Here is a 17,689-nt window from a genome sequence, read left to right on the forward strand (position 1 = left end):
TGAATGATGACTAGGGGAGAAATAATATGCACTTTCTGAAAAGGAACTTCAAAACGATCGTACTTTACACGCTGATCCTGGGTACAACGGGCACACTGGTTGCGTATTTTCTGGCCGGCAGTACATATGACTATGAAGAATACTATTCGCTATCGGAGCCGCTTACGACTACACAGGAAGACGAACTTTCGATAGGGCTGAACCAGGAAATCAATTCCCAGTACGAGGGACAGGCGGCTTCTATCGGGTATTCATCTGAATCACAATATTTATCACTTAATGTGGATTCGATGTCACAGAGTGAACTTTCAACTATTAAAACCCAATTCGATTCCATGCTGGAAGAGATGGGGATTCAGTACGAGGACGGGGTGGATGTAACAATCACTGCCGACTCAAATGCTGTTTTCAAACTTGTTATCATTGGAGTTTCACTGCTGGTGGGTGTTATCCTTGGCATAATCCACGGCATTTGGAACCGGCGGGTTGAAACTGATGAAGACGTCAGGTATTACCTGAACGAAAAGACACTGGGAATATTCTAGGAGGCAGATGGATGAAAAGAACAGATGCTATGACAGGAGAAGGCCGTGATCTGGATGCCAGAGCCCTGGATGCTTTATACAATTCTGCCAAGTCAATCCTCAACACAAGCGAAAAGAGAGGCTTGGGCACTGTGTTGTTCAGTTCCGTCAATGATGCAGAAGGAACATTCAAGGCTGCGAGCCACATCAGCTATATACTGACACAACTTGAGAAGAAAGTCCTGCTTGTGAATCTGGACTTGGGACATGTTGACGGCCTGGGCACCTATTTCGAGACTGATGGTGCAAAAACGCTGGTTGAAACAGTGTCCAACTCCTACTATTTGAGTGAGGCCATCCAGCAGACGCAATATGAGAACCTCGATGTCATTGCACTTGAAGAGGTGGGGGAGCCGGAATTCATTGAAGTATTGAATACGAGGGACATCAAATCAAAACTGAACCCTCTCAAAAATTATTATGATCTGGTGCTGATCATCGGACCGGAGGCCGAAAAGTTCGAGCATTATTCAAATATTTTTGAACTTGCTGATGGAACGGTAACGGTTTCAAAGGACAAAACGAGTGATTATAAGGCTTTAAAGCGCCATATCGACAAATTGGGTCTTTTTAATATAGTGTCTTTTGGTATAATTAGAAACAGCAAATAACATTCAGAAAGCAAGGTGTCTTTAAGTGAAACTAACTACTATTGGTCTTGGCTACATAGGTCTTCCAACTTCAATCATGTTTGCCAAACATGGTGTAGATGTACTTGGTGTCGATATCAAACAGGAAGCTGTCGACAGTCTAAACAGCGGCAAAATCCATATCGAAGAACCTGGTCTGCAGGAAGCATTGGAGGAAGTGATCGGGAAAGGTACATTCAAAGCTGCAACCGAGCCTGAAGAAGCTGATGCATACATCATCGCAGTACCTACCCCAAACAAGGACGATGAATTCAAGTCATGCGATATATCAATCGTCATGTCCGGCGTGAAAAGTATTGTTCCGCTGCTCAAAAAAGGAGATACTGTCATCGTCGAGTCGACAATCGCCCCAAGAACGATGGATGATCATGTTGCACCGTATCTTGAAGAGCAAGATTTCAAAATTGGAGAAGACATCTTCCTCGTGCATTGTCCGGAACGTGTGCTTCCGGGGCAGATCATGCATGAGCTGATCTACAATAACCGCATAGTTGGCGGAATGACACCTGCCTGTGTTGAAGCCGGCAAGAAAGTATACGGCACTTTCGTACAGGGTGAAATGATCGAAACAAATGCCAAAACCGCAGAAATGTCCAAATTGATGGAGAACACATATCGTGATGTGAATATCGCCCTGGCCAATGAACTGGCTAAAATCTGTAATGAACTGGATATCAATGTCCATGATGTCATCGAGATGGCAAACAAGCATCCGCGTGTAAACCTCCATACACCGGGACCTGGAGTCGGCGGACACTGCCTGGCGGTAGACCCGTACTTCATCATTGCGGAAGCGCCGGAGAAAGCGCCACTCATCCGGCTTGCACGGGATATCAACGTTTCAATGCCGCAATACGTAGTGGATTACACTAAGGAAATCCTTGATAAGCTTGAAGGGGATAAAGTGACGGTCTTCGGTCTCACGTATAAAGGCGATGTTGATGATATCCGTGAATCTCCTGCATTTGATATTTATGAACTGCTCAGAAAAGATGGCAGCATGAATGTCGTGGCATATGACCCACATGTCAAACTCGACTGGGTGGAGAAGGATGTCAAGAAAGCAGTCGCTGACAGTTCACTCGTACTCGTGCTGAGCGATCACAGTGAATTCAAGGAAATGGATGACTCTGACTTCTCAACTATGAAAGACAAAAATATCTTTGACACGAAGAATGTGATGAAAAACGACTTCAAAGAAGTTCAATACTACAACTACGGCAACATACAAAAACTTTAATTGGGAATTACAGCCTGATAGCATGTTGCTAGGACTGTAGACATGGTCTCGCAAAACATGTCTGCAGTCTTTTTATTATTTTATTATGAGAGGTATGTAGATAAGATGACTGGAGATTTTTTCTCAGAGTATAACAATAATAGTGACGATAATAAAATAGACATTTCCAGGGAGGATGTATTTCCATTATTAAAATACAGAAAGGATACCAAAAAGGTTGCGGATAAGGCGTTGAATAACAGTATTATCCCATTTCCAGGTTTTGATTCTGTACCATTTGATAAAAATTATTGGTATACAGATAAAAAGAAAAAATATGGGGACAGTTATCAGTTGTATCTTCAATCAATGAGGGTATGCGCAGAACTTTTAAATGAATATACAGAATCGGAAAATATAGATTATCTGAAAAAAGCAGAAGAAATTATTCAATCATGGATTAATTTTGTAAACAAAGGAACAAAAGAAAAGATGGTCTGGTATGATCATCCAACAGCCAACCGAACTCAGGTCATCATTCAATTCCTATATTTGGCTAAAAGTGCAGGTTTAAAAATTGATGAAGGACTATTTAAATCGGTGTTGAATAAACATGGGCAAGTCCTTAGCAACGATGCGAAATATAATAATAATAACCATGGTTTGATGATGGATAAAGCGCTAATGGTGCTAGGCAATGTTCTGGGTGATTTGCACTTATTCAGTAAAGGTTACTACCGGGCTATAGACACATTCTGGTACAGTTTCAGTTATTGTGGCATACATATAGAAAATTCTCCGGACTATCATAATATGGTAGTGAGGATGTATGAAGAAATTGAAACTTACCTGAAAAGCTCAGGTAGAACTTTTGGTGCAAATGTAAATGGATATTTGGATTTGGCTAAAATATACCCGCAAGTGTTGTTAAAACCCGATAGAACTTTCCCATCTATTGGTGATTCTGGAGATGGAAAAAGAAAGTTTCATAAACTATATAGTAACTTATATGATGAAGAAGCAGGTATTTCCATACTGCAATATAGGGATCCTAAACCGATCTATATGAGTTTTGTCTGTGGTTACAGCAGCAGAGTGCACAAACATAAAGACGACCTGAGTATTACATTGAATTATAATGGTGTCGACTTTTTTGAAGACCCGGGAAAGTATAATTACAGCAAATCAGAAGAACGCAAGTATATGATATCCAGAAGGGCGCACAGCAGCTTTTTCTTGAAACAATTCGATTACACTATCAGACCGGAAAACCGGTTCGAGAGAAAAGTGAAACTGACAGGATACTATGATAATAAATCTTACTCTCTTGTCCAGGGGGAGAACGGAGATTATGATGGAAGCAACGCTGTTCTATCAAGGAAAGCCGTACTTTTTAAGTCTGCTCCGGTTATCATATTGGTGGATGATGTGGATACAAGGGTCAGGCATAATCTAAAATTTGTTCAGAATTTTAATCTGGCCTCAAGCGTAAGCATCGAGGAGTCGGGTGAAGGCTACAGGTTGACCAACAAAGAGGAAGCCCTTAGCATAAAACAGTTTAATGCAATTGATACCAATGAAATTGTTGAAGGTGACTTTGAAAAGCCGGTGGCGATCAACACGACAGGTTTTGGTAAAGCTGAAAAGACGAACCAGCTAAGATTTGAAAGAGCATCAAACAAAGGCAATGTCTACTGTACTGCAATATATGATGATCGAGTGGTCAAGAATCTTAATATAACAATCGCAAACGATGTAATTAATATTGACATTGGTGGGAAGGCATATCAAATTCATCTGTAACAAAAAACTATTCATAAAGGAGCAAAACCATGAATAACACTTTAGACACATACAATTACTCCAGACAATTTATACTGGTTGAAAACCAGGATAAAAAGATCAGGAAAAGAATCAACTCTGACGTGGAACTTATTGATATCGACGATTATCTTTGGAAAGTTATAACGACAATCTCATTGCAAAGCTTTGAAGGGAAAATGTATCACCTGATACAGCATGAAGATAAGAAACTGGGATGGATCGAACTTGAAGATTCCATACAAATACTCAGATTCCCGGCACAACACTACAAAGTCATAGAGGAAAGATTCAACAATAACGAAATCAACAGCAATATGAATATTGAGAAAGACTTTATCTCACATTTCAAAGGCAAACTTCTGAATATTAAATCTCAAATAATATATAATGACGAAATATACTACAGCGTATTTATAAAGGACAAGTTCCATGGCTTTCACCACCATAGTGTGTTAGATCCAATGAGAGAATGCGATATTGAAATAGATAAGAATCAGTTGGATGATAATATTCAGTTATACAAAGTGAGTAACTTAACAAAGCCAGTCGAAGGTGAGTATGATATTGAAGCCTTGAAGCTGATTTCAGTTTTCCAGGAAACGAAGGTAGGCAAAGCAAGAGTGAATCAGCAGGATAATTTCTGGATAGATTTAGCGAGTATCGACAATTTAACGTTGGATTTAGGAGAAGAAGGGCAGAAATCAATAGAGGAATTAAAATTGGATGATATCTTCTATAGCATAAATTCTGAAAGAAAGAAAAGTAAGGAAATAGTTAAAACCGTGCTGAACGCCAAAGACTTTTTAAACGATAAGAAAAACAAAAAAATCAGTAGCAATCAGCTGAGGGCATCTTCACACCGTGATGAGGAACTGAATAGTAAATATAATGAGTTGAAAAAAGAACATCAGGAACGAGGTAAATTGCTCAGAAAAACTACAGGTGACCTGAAACTTGCTGAAAAAAGGCTGGATCAACAGAAAGACTATAGTTCACGACTGGAAGCCCAGAAAGACAAATATAAAAAACGTATGGAAACGGTAGAGGAAAAGTTGAAGAACCTCGATGCCAAATACAAAGAGCTGAAGGAAAAAACGACACAGAAATAGCAGCTATCGTTAATCAATTCAAACAATTATATTTAAAGGTGATGAACGATATTGGATAGAAAACAATTAAAAGCTAAACTGAAACAATATAACAAAGATCTGGATGATAATTTTTCAGTCACTTTAAATGAGATGATCAATGACCTGAACCCCAGCATCAATATTCACGAATACAGTCCAAACTATCTGTTCAAACAGGATTCCGATCCTTTCTACTATATGAAAGTGGAAGAGTTGAAGCGACATCAAGCTCTTGATGAATTTAAAGAAATCATTGATGAGATCCCCGCGAGCAACGGCAGCAGATTCTATAAAAAGCTGGACTATAAAATCGGAATCATCTCAGATCAATTCCTGTATGAATCTTTCAAGGATGTAGCGGATGTCGAATATATTAACAGGCATGACAGAGATAACATTAAAGATTATGATTTTGTCATCTTTGCAACGACCTGGAAGGGCATCGATCAGTCGTGGATGGGGGCTGCCACACCAAATGGTCCAATCAGACGGCAGATGATTCTATTGGCCGAGGAGTATAACCAACGGGGCATCCCGACTGTGTTCTACTCAAAAGAGGACCCGGTCAACTATAACCTCTTTAAGAGCCTGGCAAAACACTGTAAGTACATATATACAACAGCCCAGGAAGTGGTTCCGTTGTATAAAGAGTATACAGGGAACGAGAATGTAAAAGTGCTGCAGTTCGGTGTGAATCCCGAAATTCACAATCCAGTGGGGAGCAGGACAAAATATGCTGAAAAATATAAGGATAATATTCTGTTTGCAGGAAGCTGGCTGTCCAAATATCCTGTGAGAATGAGTGAGACAAAACGGCTCTTTGATTCAATCCTTTCAGAGAATGCGCCGCTTACTATTATTGACAGGAACCTGGAGTTAAAAGACCCAAGATATCAGTTTCCGTCACAGTTTATAGAGAACCTGACACCACCTGTAAGCCATGATTTCCTCATGAAGCTTCATAAGATAATCCGTTGGAGCATCAATATGAACTCTGTGAAATACTCGGAGACCATGTTCGCAAACAGAGTCTATGAACTGCAGGCATTCGGCAATATTCTGCTATCAAATTACAATACGGGCATCAATAACCAATTCCCTAATGTGCGAATGGTGCATGCGCCGGATGATTTCAAAGTGATCTACAACACCGAAGAAAAAGACTTGAAAGATTTACAGGCACAAGGCATCAGGTCAGTTATGAACGGTCACACGACCTATGAAAGAATACAGACGATTGCAGGCGATCTTGGTTTGGAAGTCAAGGAAGACAAAAACAAGATTCTGGTTGTGCTGGATGATCATTTGGAAGAGACCAGGAAAAGCTTCGACAGGCAGATTTATCATAATAAAACTGCAGTGTCCAAAGACGAACTTGAAAGTATCACGATGTCCGACTATGATTTCATCACGTTCTTTTCTGGCGACTATGTATATGAGGAATATTACCTGGAAGACATGATCAGTGCATTCAAGTATACTGATGTGGATTTTGTGACAAAGGATTCAGATGCTGAAGAGCATAACTTCATAAACCATCTGAGTAATGCTGACCGTTCACTAATCGACATAGAGAGCATCAGTTCTTTGGATGAAATTAAAAATCTTACCAACGGTTATAATCTCGATAGTGTGGAGATAGTCTCATCCCAGGAAAACAAGATGCTCCAAAACAAGACTTTCGGAACAAAAGAACTCAGCGTAATTGTACCTATTCATAATAATGGAACTTATCTCGAAGAAAAATGTTTTGCGAGTTTGAAAAGGTCCAGCAGTTTTGACAAAATGGAAATCATCTTTGTAAATGATGGAAGCACAGACGACACCACTATAAAAATAATCGACAGGCTGAGAAGAAGGCACCCGGATATTGTCTACTTCGAGTTCGACAGCGGTTCAGGAAGTGCATCCAGGCCGCGTAACAAAGGTGTGCATTTGGCGACTACGGAACTAATAACGTATCTTGACCCTGATAATGAAGCTTCTGGTGATGGTTATCATCGAATGCTTGAAGTGATGAAAAAGCAGGATGTTGATATGGTAGTTGGAAATATCATCAAAGAAGATAATCAGAAAAGAACTGCCGGTAAATACAGTGGTACAATCAAGAAGTATAACTTCAACAAATTGTATATATCAGATCCACGGGAGTATCTGATTAGAGCAGCGATGAGGGTGCAGAGTATCCAGGCACTCATAGTCAAAAAATCCGTTATTGTAGATAATGACATTATCATGGTTGAAGGTGCGGCTGGACAGGATACGATGTTCTTCCAGGAACTCGTGTTGAACTGCGATAAGATACAAGGAATAGATAAATTCATCCATATCTACTATGCTGCAGTCGCCGGCAGTGTTACAAACACAATTTCCAAATCATTCTTTGATAAATATTATAAATTGGAGATAGAACGCATACCATATCTGGAAAAGTATGATCTCATGGATGTCTATTTAAAAGAAAGATATAGTTTCTACATCAGGAAGTGGTATATGCCTCGTCTTGAACGCGTTAATCCAGAGCAGCGAAGTGAAGCAGTGAGAAGATTCCTGGATATTATTGAACTGTACGAAAAATATGAACCGGAATATGAATTGGAAGTTCAGGAATTCTTGGATGCTCTATACGAAGAAGTTAACAAGATAAAATAGTATCATATAAATCGAGTTTTAACATTGCCTTAAGTATTTGTTATAAATTACGTGTAGTATATTTATTAGGTATTTAACTTTTATTTATAAAAGATTGACTTCATATGGTTGTATAATAAGCATAAAAGCCGCACTTTCTCCCTACATTATATGTAAGACGGAGACAAGCATGGTTCCAAAAGACCATCAAACAAAATATGCAGTGAGATACTATGAATGAGACTGTTCATGTCTACTACCGTCCGAAGATTCTGTGACGAATGGAACGAAATACGAGATTGTATTCGGTACTCTCGAGTTTGGTTTTGAAGGATTGTTCATTTCATGATGGTACCTGAGTCTCGTTATATTTTATTGACGACGACAAATAAGCATTGAACGTTTCAATGAGGAGAACTAAAGGCTGTATTATAAGACATATAGTACTATATGTCTTATAATACAGAATCATGGAATAAACATGCTAAAATAAGAGCATGTCCTGGATTTGTTTAACTAGTTTGTCCGATATTATGGGCAGGTCTTTCACTATATATAAGAATTTTTTCATTAAATAAATTTTTCCTATGTCAATAAATCATAGTTTTTATAGAAACAATTTTAATTTTACCATTTGTAGAAAAAAGGTGAGATATATGCAAAAACAAACTAATAAAAAAATATTGAATAATATTATAAAGAATATTGATGATGAAAGTAAAATTGAAGAAGTAAAAAAAACCCCTGAAAAATATTACTCATTGGTTGATAATTATGGTATTTCAAATAAATTAAACAAGATTATAGATGATTTTGAAGAGGGAAATCCAGCACAAATAGAACTATATGAAAAACTAGATTTAAATATAGGAATAATCTGTGATGAGTTTTTATATTATTCTTTAAAAGATGCAGCTAATTTTATATATATACCGTATGAGGAGAAATTAGAAATAAATCAGGAAATAGATTTATTTTTGGTAGTGACCAGTTGGAGAGGTTTAGACCATTCATGGGATTATGTGGCTAATCCAAAAGGTAACAAACGTTATAAACTAATTGAGCTGATTCGAATGTATAGAGAAGAAGGTATACCTACTGTATTCTATTCTAAAGAAGATCCTGTCAGTTATAATGAATACCTTTCACTAGCCAAAGAATGTGACTTTATTTTTACTTCAGCACATGAATCTATTGAAAAATATAAAAGAGATACGCAAAACCATAATGTTGATCATTTAGAATTTGGTGTTAACCCGATGTACCATAACCCTGTGGGTAAGGATTTAACAGATAAGTATTTAAAAAAGCAAGTAACTTTTGCAGGTAGTTGGATGAAAAGGTTCCCAGAACGGAATCAAGAGGCTTTGAAGATGTTTGAAGGGGTTAATAAAACTAATTTTGAATTGTGTATTATAGATAGGCAGTATGAAAGACAGATGGAAAGGTACCATTATCCGCCATTTTTATTAAAACAAATATCTGCAACAATTCCTCATGAAAGATTGATGAAATTACATAAAGCAACAATGTGGGGGCTGAATTTGAATTCAGTTAAAAGCTCTAATACTATGTTTGCAAACAGGGTGTATGAATTACAGGCAATGGGAAACGTTGTGATTAGTAATTATAATGTTGGTGTTCATAAAAAGTTCCCTAATATTGTATTAGTGAATTCTCGCAGAGATGTCGAGGATGTTTTAAAAGGAACAACATTTAAAGAGCAAAAAAGACTAATTGCCAATGGATTGAGAAAAGTGATGTTAAACCAAACTTCATATCACAGATTAGCAAAGATAGCTAACGCTATAGGTATTGATTACCAAATTAAAAGGCCAAAAATTTTAGTGGTTGGATCAGGGGAAAACTCTAAGGAATCTTATAATAAACAAATGTATATGAATCTTGATTATATAGATCAAAAAAACTTCAATGAGGATAATATTAATTTAACCAATTACACCTTCATTTCTTTTTTTTCAGATAACATTGACTATGGTGAACATTATATAGAAAATTTATTATCAACTTTTGCATATACTAATGCCGATGTAGTATATATGAACAAAGATAAATTTAATTATACGGATAAAAGTGAATTTATAAAGAGCACATCCATGGTAAAGTCAACTTCATATTCGGGAAATTATAAATTGGATGACTTAAAATATTTCAATATACCGAGGACAGAAATTAAAAAAATTGAAAAGAAAGAATTTGATGATGAAAAAACGAAAGTTTTAACTGCGATAATACCTATTAATGATGACTATGAATACTTAGAAGATAAAATAATAAGCAGCTTAAATAAATATAAGATTAACGAATCGCTAGATGTGATATTAATTGATACAAAAAAACCAGATCCTAAAGAACAAGCAGTAATAAGAAGATTATTACAAAGCTATTCATTTATTAAATATTTTGAGGCAAAGAATGAGGATGATAATCTCTCAAAAGTTAAAAATAGGGCAATAGAACGTATAAAAACTAAGTTTGTTGTATTTCTAAATGCACAAAACCAAGTTTCTTCGTATAATTTTAAATCAATGTTAGAGAAGTTAAAAGTTAATAATGAAGTAGATATTATCCTCGGTAAAATAAGTGAATTATCCAATTCTAATTTTATTGATTCAAATTTTGATAATATCTTGAAAAAATACTATGAACTAAATGAAAGTATAGATTCAGTTATTATCAATAAATCATTTTTAGAAAGAAAAAACATACTATTTGATGAATCTTTAGACGATGACAAAGAGATTTTTACATTAAATGTTCTTTATCAAGCTAAAAATATAATAGAAATGAATAAAGCTGTATATAATAATTTTATTCATGATTATTACCCTGAGAAGTTTTCTGCAGATTATAAGTTAAATAATGAATGTATAATAGAAAGCAAAAAGAAAAAAATCATTGAAGATATAGAGCTCGCGGAATACTATGGTAATCAAATATTTCCGATTCAGTATTTAAATAATTATTTAGATTACTTTAATGATAAAAATATCGATAAAGTTAAGGGATTTATTAATTTACGTTATTTATTCGAACTATATAAACCATATTATAAAAATGTTAATAATGATTTTAATCAAATTATAAAACTAATGTTTGGATATGACATAAATAAAACGGAATAAGAACCTTGAAAATCTAAATAAAGGAAGTGTGAAAATGAAAGTAGATTTATATGGTAGTAGATCATTTCTTATAAATATACTGAAAGTAAAAGCGAAACTGGGTTTAGAGTTGAATGATGCATTTACTGGTACAACAATTGATAGCCAAATGAAAAAGGAGCTTCCTATAGATGAAAATCGTTTTGAAAATTTTATAAGTAATCACGAAGTGTTAGAAATTAAAACAGATTTCTTAAAGAGATTTAGAAAATGTCATTCTTTTACGAAAAGTAATATTCTATTAGTGGACCTTATGCATGAAGGTAAATTACTTATAAGATATAAAGATGGTACTGTGGCGAAACGTCCAGTACTAAATCGATATGGATATAAATGGGAAAATGGGAAAGAACTAACCTATGACGATAAGATTAGTAGAGTGGAAGAGTATGTGGATAACTTCATCAATTATTTATCAAGTTATGACTTAGTCATTATGAATAAAGCAAGAATCCCTAAATATAAACTTGATGAAAATGGTAAGTTAATCTTGAAAGATGGGATAAAAGATATAAATTTTTTGAATTATTATGCTGAAACTTTTGAAGATATACTACTTAGAAAGAAAAAAGATATTATTATTATACCGGAATATAAACGAGTGGATGAACTTCAAGACGATTACCTTAATGCCAAGGAGTATAGAACCTTTTTAACGGAAAACTTAGGACGGTTACTAGTCGATCATACTCAATATATTTAGGTGTTAGCACGTATGTAAGGAGGAAAATTTTTGGGAACAGATATTTTCGATTATAAAAATATAGATCGTAAAAATGTCGGAATAATTACCAATTTCTTTAGCAAACAGTTTTTAGAGAGAGAGTTTATGACATTTCAAATACCTTATGATAATTTCAGAGAATATTTAAAAATAAATAATATTTCAATAGTATTTATAGATAATGAAATTTATGAAACTGATCATGTATGGTTTAATAAAGAGCTTAATGGTTTGATGGCTTATTTAAAGCTTAATAATATTGATATTAGGATAATAAAAAACTCCAATAGAAATATACCTAATAGTTTAATGCAATATCCAATTGTTGAGATTGATATAGATCATAGAGCAAGGTCAGAGAAGAATATGTCTTTGCCTATAATTATAAATGAGAAAAGGTTCAACCCTATCAAGTCTATAAAAAAATTAGACGTATTGTACTTAAGAAAAGGAAAAATAATAAGACCACAATTGATCCAAAAATTTCATGATTCACTTAATCCTGCCAGAGAAGAAGTCGTGTATCATAAAATCACTCGTAAATTCCTTTTGGGATTGTTAGAAAAAATAAAAGAGTCAAAATTTTTGTATATTTATGATGCCCAACAGATGGATCCGGTGTTTCTTAGATACATTGAACTTATTTCGGTACTTCAAAACACAGTTGTTTTTTATACTGGAGAAAAGTTAGTTTCTGAATATGCTTTCACTAATAATATTTCTTACAACATTAATTATATGGCAATAATGAAAGAAGATACTCATTTTATAGACAAACTTCTTCTGCCTTTACAAAGAAAAGTATTTTTGAATCATACCTTCGTAAACCGTGATTCAATAGAAAAATTTCAATATGAGAGTGAAAACACCTTTATAAATAAGGAAATAAGTGTAATAACATCAACAAACCGCAAGAAAAATCTAAGTGATTATATCAAACAAATGAATGAACAAAGATTGGTTAAATTGCAAGTAATATTAGTAACACATGGTTTTACATTAACTGATCTTGAGATGGAGGAACTGAGTAACCAGGGCTTGAATTTTGAACTTGAAGTAATAGAAGCACCTGAACATTTGCCATTGGGATACTGTTTGAATACGGCAATCAGTAAAGTGAGATATCCTTATGTTGCTAAAATGGATGATGATGATTATTATTTTGAAAATTATTTAATTGATTCGTGGATAGCTGCTAAGTATACTGAAGCAGATCTCGTAGGAAAACTTTCGACATATACTTATCTTGAAGGAAGTAAGCTTATAATTAGTAAACATAAGAATACTAGAAGAAAATATAATGATTTCGTCATGGGTGCTACTTTTTTTAGTAAAACTTCACTTATGAAGAAGTATATGTTTTCTTATTTATCAACAGGTGAAGATAGTGACTTTTTAAAAAGAATCAATGAAGACAAAGTTGTAATTTATGCAGACCACCCATATAATTTCTGCATTTATAGATCAAATGATATTTCTGCTCATACTTGGAAAATTTCTGATTTAGAATTCATGAAAAATTCTAAAATAGAATCATATGATATTCCAGAAAAATTCTTATCATTTTAAGGTATTAATAGTATTGTACAGTATCTATGAGAATTATAAACAGGAGGCTACCTATGATTAATAACGCGAAATATTATCCATATGGATACATTTTTTCTGATGAAGAATTAAGCAATATTCCTGATTATTATGAAAAAGTATTAATAAATCGGTATTATTATTATCATGATAAGAATATTGATATCAGTATTTTTGAAGATGATAATAAATTTATTATCATACATGGAGAATTTGTACATGTAGGAATAAATGACCAAATGTCCAAAAAAGAGGTAACTGAAACACTTTTTAATTTATATCAAGAAGATTATCTACAGTTTTTAAACCTCCTTGATTTTATTGCTGGAAGATTTGTAATAATAATTGGAGATGATAATAAAGTATTAGTATATCCAGACGCCACTAATACGAGATCTACTTATTATTCGGAAAATAAGAATATTCTAGCTTCCCATGTTTTTCTTATTAGAGATCAATTGGTGTATAATAGAGTTGCTTTTTCTAAAGCTTTGCCAGATTTAACAAATGGTTTGATAAGTACTCCATTTAATCAAATAAAGAGTGTAGTACCTAACTATTCATTGGAGTTATTCAGTAAGAAGTATAAACGTTTTTTTCCAAGGGAAAATAATAAATATACAAAACTGTCGGAAGAAGAAAAGTTTTCTTTATTCGAAAGGTTCTGGAAAAAACAATTGGATTTTTACTTGAAAAAGTATAAGAACTTTATATTTTCTATCACTGGAGGAGGAGACAGTAGGTTCTCTCTTGCTCTTATAAAGGAACATATTAATGAAATACAATTCTTTACTTATGCAACTAAAGAGGGGATAGATAACAGTTCTTATGCAGGAAAATTATTAACACTTGATTACAAAATTGTAAAACAAATGTTGAATGATATTAACTTGAACCATAAATTTATATACTTTGTGGATGACAAAAAACAATTATCAAATGAAGAACTTAATTTATTAAATAAAAATACCATAGGTAGACATTCATCATTTCTTATACCTCATATTAAAGAAAACTATAATCAAGAAAATTTGAAGCATATTCGAGGTAATTTGTTAGAAATAGGAAAAACACGATATTTTAATAAACAATATAAAGAAAGTAATATTAATGAAGTTAAAAAAATATTTGACAGTCAATATAGAAAGGCTAAAGATGATAAGTACAATGCTTTAGCAGATGAAATGTTTGCTGACTATATTGACCGTTTAAATTATGGTGTGAATATATATGACTACCATATATTAGACTTATATCATTGGGAAGTTAGAATGGGAAGATGGCATCCAGAAATTTTAAATACCCACGATATAATTTTTGATACTATATCACCATTTAATCATAGAGCCATGATTGAGGTAAGCTTATCCTTTTCATATGAAAAAAGACGAGATGAATATTTATTTAAGGAGTTGATAAACCGAAATTATTCAATTTTGAATTTTTATGGTGATAATACTTTGAAAAATCTATATGAACAGAAACGTGATGAAAAGTATGAAAAATAAAGATATGAATTTTGTAATTTTTAAAAAATAAGGAGTTATACATATTGGAGAGTGTGGATTTAGAGTATATTTTCAATAATAGCCCGTTTAGTAGCATGAATATATATCCCCAAAACACTGTATTACATTTACCGGATATTCATTTAAAATTTTTGAAAAATAATAATATAAAATATAATTTCAACAAAGCTGAAGCTAGATATTTAAGATCGATAGATATACTACGGGTAGATGGAAGTATCATTAAGAGAATAGTTCCACCAAGATATCCATCAAACGCGTTAGTGAGTAATAGATTAGTTAGAGATAAGTTAAAAACAGAAGAATACTTAAAAAAATTTAATATAAGGACTCCGATGTCTAAGATTTATGACAAAGATGACTTTGAATTAGCAAAAATAGATGCGTTTAAAGAGTCACGGAACCCAGTTGTTATAAAACCACTTCATGGAACTTTGGGTAATGGTGTGATGGTTAATGTCTTTGAAGATAGGTTTATTGATAATTGGCACGAAATGTGTAATTATTTGCATGGTAGTAGAGAGGTAATGGTGCAGGAGTTTTTGAGAGGTTTTGAGGCGAGGGCTACTGTTATAGAAGGGGAACTTATTTCTATTACTGCGAGAATCCCTCCATATATTATTGGAAATGGTCAAGATAGTATAGAAGAATTGATAGATCAAAAAAATAAAGAGAGAATGAAATGTGGTGTTCTAACAAATTACCCTATTAAAAAGCATTACAATATGAATGAATTCTTACTATCAAATAATATTTCATTGGAACATAGGCCAGCTAAAGAAGAGTATGTTTTACTTGGTTCGGTTTCTAACTTTAGAAATGGTGGAGAACTTATGAATATTACTGAAATTGTACCGGAAGAAGTAAAAGAACTAGCCTTAAATACTATAGCTTCCTTTCCTGGTTTCTTTTCTGGTGGAATTGACATAATGATGGAATCTTTTTTGGATACTGAACCAGTGGTGTTAGAAGTAAATGGTTTTCCAGTATTATCTTTAGCTGCTTTTCCAACCTATGGAAAACAAACGAATCCATCAAAGATTTATATGGAGTCAATCATCACAATGGATCAATATATTAATAAACCAAGATACAAATATCACATAGAAGATCAAGAACGTTATATTGGAAATTATTTGAGTTTCATACAAAGAAGAAATAACTTGCTTGATACAAGCCATCAACAAATTTTTCAAAATCTACTATGAATGAGAATGCCTACAGCTGCTCAAAATTATCATCCTTGTCATCTTTTTGGACTTCTGTCAAGATTACGGACACATTAAATCGGGACAACCCCTCTAATGTGTCCGTATTCTAAATTATTAGACGGGCATCAAGTGCAGCGAAATGGAGATGCATGATTATCATTCCTTTTTACTGATTATACCCCGTTCTCCCCAAATTAGCGTAAGAACCGCTTTATTATTGCTATTTACATCAAGAAATCCTGCTTAATATGAACATGGTACTTTAAATCACGGCGTTTATATTATTGATAGGAAAAGGGATTGCTGGCACTAACCATAAACTTAATATTATTTCTCATTGGTGTTTCTACTTGCGAAACACAATATATGACTATTTGGAGAATAATATGAACAAATTCTTTTAAGTTTTTTATAGTAGCTGTTTTACCTGCTTTTGTTTTTATAGCATGTAATTTGAGAGATACTCAAGATTCTGATAATCTTATCGATTTAAGTAATGCTACAGAAGGTAGTTGGGTTGGATATGAGGGACAGATGTAAAAGATGAGGAAATGCTCACATCTGAATTAACTCCTCATGATGCAAGTATGAATTATGAAATCAATCGATCCAGTTATGTATCTTATTTCAATGGTGATGAGTTTATAGAAACCAAATTATACACTGATGACATACCTGCTCCTATTAAAACTGTCGAGAACGCTGATGGTATTAAAGTAAGCTTTAATCAGTATAATAAGGATGCTATAGAGATTAATGCAATAAACTGATGAATCCTCTGTAATTCTATTATTAATTACGAAGTAGGTTTATTATCTGTTCATTTAATCCGATATTTCTGTCTATTTCAAAATCTATGTACATTTTCTAAAGAGAATTTGGTATTATATATTTATGCTTGTAATTTTATACATATAATAAAGGAAGGGATATACAATATGAAATTTAAAGCTTTTTTACTTTTGGGAACAAGTTTGATGATATTATCTGCATGTAGTGGTGAAAGTTCTGAAGAAAATGCTGATGCAGAAACAGAGGAAACTACGGACTCTGCCGAGACGAGTGAGGGAAGCTCTGAAACAGGCGAAACAAAAGAGTCTGCTGAAGTTGAAGATGGTGGTTTGATTGACAAGGAAAGTACTGAACCGGGATGGATCAATTTTGGCGGAGAGCATGGTGGAAATCCAGAATACTTGACTACAAATACAATTGAATATGACCCATCCAAGCAGTATGAGTTGTCACAAGGGGCATATGTTGCTTACTATAGCGGTGAAGAATTTATAGAAACCTCACAGATGGAACATGGCGGAGAAATTCAAACAGTGGAAAATGCTGATAATATAAGGATAAGCTACCATAAGTCTTTCAATAATAAGATTAATTTATCTGAGCAATAAAATCATATAGCCCAG

The 17,689-nt window shown here is 33.8% G+C and carries 12 protein-coding genes; all 12 read left to right on the top strand.

Features of this window, described 5'->3' with window-relative positions; translation table 11 throughout:
* Positions 1–26 precede the first annotated feature (26 nt).
* The 12 genes from C792_RS0103715 to C792_RS0103780 all read left to right on the top strand — a co-directional run bounded on the left by C792_RS0103715 (position 27) and on the right by C792_RS0103780 (position 17,674).
* Positions 27–545: a hypothetical protein gene (locus tag C792_RS0103715; RefSeq protein WP_017548103.1), complete on the top strand. Its 519-nt coding sequence runs from the start codon at positions 27–29 to the stop codon at positions 543–545.
* Positions 546–556: 11 nt separating this feature from the next.
* A complete protein-coding gene (locus C792_RS0103720; protein WP_017548104.1) occupies positions 557–1,195 on the top strand; it encodes an AAA family ATPase in 639 nt (212 codons plus the stop codon).
* 25 nt (positions 1,196–1,220) lie between these two features.
* Positions 1,221–2,474, top strand: coding sequence for a nucleotide sugar dehydrogenase (locus tag C792_RS0103725; protein ID WP_026090209.1), 1,254 nt, complete (start codon positions 1,221–1,223; stop codon positions 2,472–2,474).
* A 42-nt stretch (positions 2,475–2,516) separates the two neighbouring features.
* Positions 2,517–4,256 (top strand): heparinase II/III domain-containing protein, encoded by a 1,740-nt coding sequence (locus tag C792_RS0103730; protein WP_017548106.1) that lies wholly within the window; start codon positions 2,517–2,519, stop codon positions 4,254–4,256.
* Between the two features lie 29 nt (positions 4,257–4,285).
* Positions 4,286–5,386 (top strand): coiled-coil domain-containing protein, encoded by a 1,101-nt coding sequence (locus tag C792_RS0103735; RefSeq protein WP_017548107.1) that lies wholly within the window; start codon positions 4,286–4,288, stop codon positions 5,384–5,386.
* Between the two features lie 51 nt (positions 5,387–5,437).
* The gene (locus tag C792_RS0103740; RefSeq protein ID WP_017548108.1) at positions 5,438–8,059 is read left to right on the top strand and encodes a glycosyltransferase; all 2,622 of its coding nucleotides are present in this window, start codon (positions 5,438–5,440) and stop codon (positions 8,057–8,059) included.
* A gap of 635 nt (positions 8,060–8,694) precedes the next feature.
* A complete protein-coding gene (locus C792_RS0103750; protein ID WP_017548109.1) occupies positions 8,695–11,184 on the top strand; it encodes a glycosyltransferase family protein in 2,490 nt (829 codons plus the stop codon).
* Between the two features lie 34 nt (positions 11,185–11,218).
* Positions 11,219–11,926: a hypothetical protein gene (locus C792_RS0103755; RefSeq protein ID WP_017548110.1), complete on the top strand. Its 708-nt coding sequence runs from the start codon at positions 11,219–11,221 to the stop codon at positions 11,924–11,926.
* 30 nt (positions 11,927–11,956) lie between these two features.
* Positions 11,957–13,516, top strand: a complete 1,560-nt coding sequence (locus C792_RS0103760) for a glycosyltransferase family 2 protein (RefSeq protein ID WP_017548111.1) — start codon at positions 11,957–11,959, stop codon at positions 13,514–13,516.
* 53 nt (positions 13,517–13,569) lie between these two features.
* A complete protein-coding gene (locus C792_RS0103765; RefSeq protein WP_017548112.1) occupies positions 13,570–15,042 on the top strand; it encodes a hypothetical protein in 1,473 nt (490 codons plus the stop codon).
* A gap of 53 nt (positions 15,043–15,095) precedes the next feature.
* The gene (locus tag C792_RS14195) at positions 15,096–16,271 is read left to right on the top strand and encodes an ATP-grasp domain-containing protein (protein WP_245537517.1); all 1,176 of its coding nucleotides are present in this window, start codon (positions 15,096–15,098) and stop codon (positions 16,269–16,271) included.
* Between the two features lie 941 nt (positions 16,272–17,212).
* On the top strand, positions 17,213–17,674 hold the full coding sequence (locus C792_RS0103780; protein WP_017548115.1) for a hypothetical protein: 462 nt from the start codon (positions 17,213–17,215) through the stop codon (positions 17,672–17,674).
* The last annotated feature ends 15 nt before the right edge of the window (positions 17,675–17,689 follow it).

Origin of the sequence: Salinicoccus carnicancri Crm (assembly GCF_000330705.1) — a bacterium.
GTDB lineage: Bacteria > Bacillota > Bacilli > Staphylococcales > Salinicoccaceae > Salinicoccus > Salinicoccus carnicancri.

Bases quoted from the DNA above. Each gene is read 5' to 3' on its own strand.
- C792_RS0103715 (WP_017548103.1), top strand. From the start codon at position 27: ATGCACTTTCTGAAAAGGAACTTCAAAACGATCGTACTTTACACGCTG.
- C792_RS0103720 (WP_017548104.1), top strand. From the start codon at position 557: ATGAAAAGAACAGATGCTATGACAGGAGAAGGCCGTGATCTGGATGCC.
- C792_RS0103730 (WP_017548106.1), top strand. From the start codon at position 2,517: ATGGTCTCGCAAAACATGTCTGCAGTCTTTTTATTATTTTATTATGAG.
- C792_RS0103735 (WP_017548107.1), top strand. From the start codon at position 4,286: ATGAATAACACTTTAGACACATACAATTACTCCAGACAATTTATACTG.
- C792_RS0103750 (WP_017548109.1), top strand. From the start codon at position 8,695: ATGCAAAAACAAACTAATAAAAAAATATTGAATAATATTATAAAGAAT.
- C792_RS0103755 (WP_017548110.1), top strand. From the start codon at position 11,219: ATGAAAGTAGATTTATATGGTAGTAGATCATTTCTTATAAATATACTG.
- C792_RS0103765 (WP_017548112.1), top strand. From the start codon at position 13,570: ATGATTAATAACGCGAAATATTATCCATATGGATACATTTTTTCTGAT.
- C792_RS0103780 (WP_017548115.1), top strand. From the start codon at position 17,213: ATGAAATTTAAAGCTTTTTTACTTTTGGGAACAAGTTTGATGATATTA.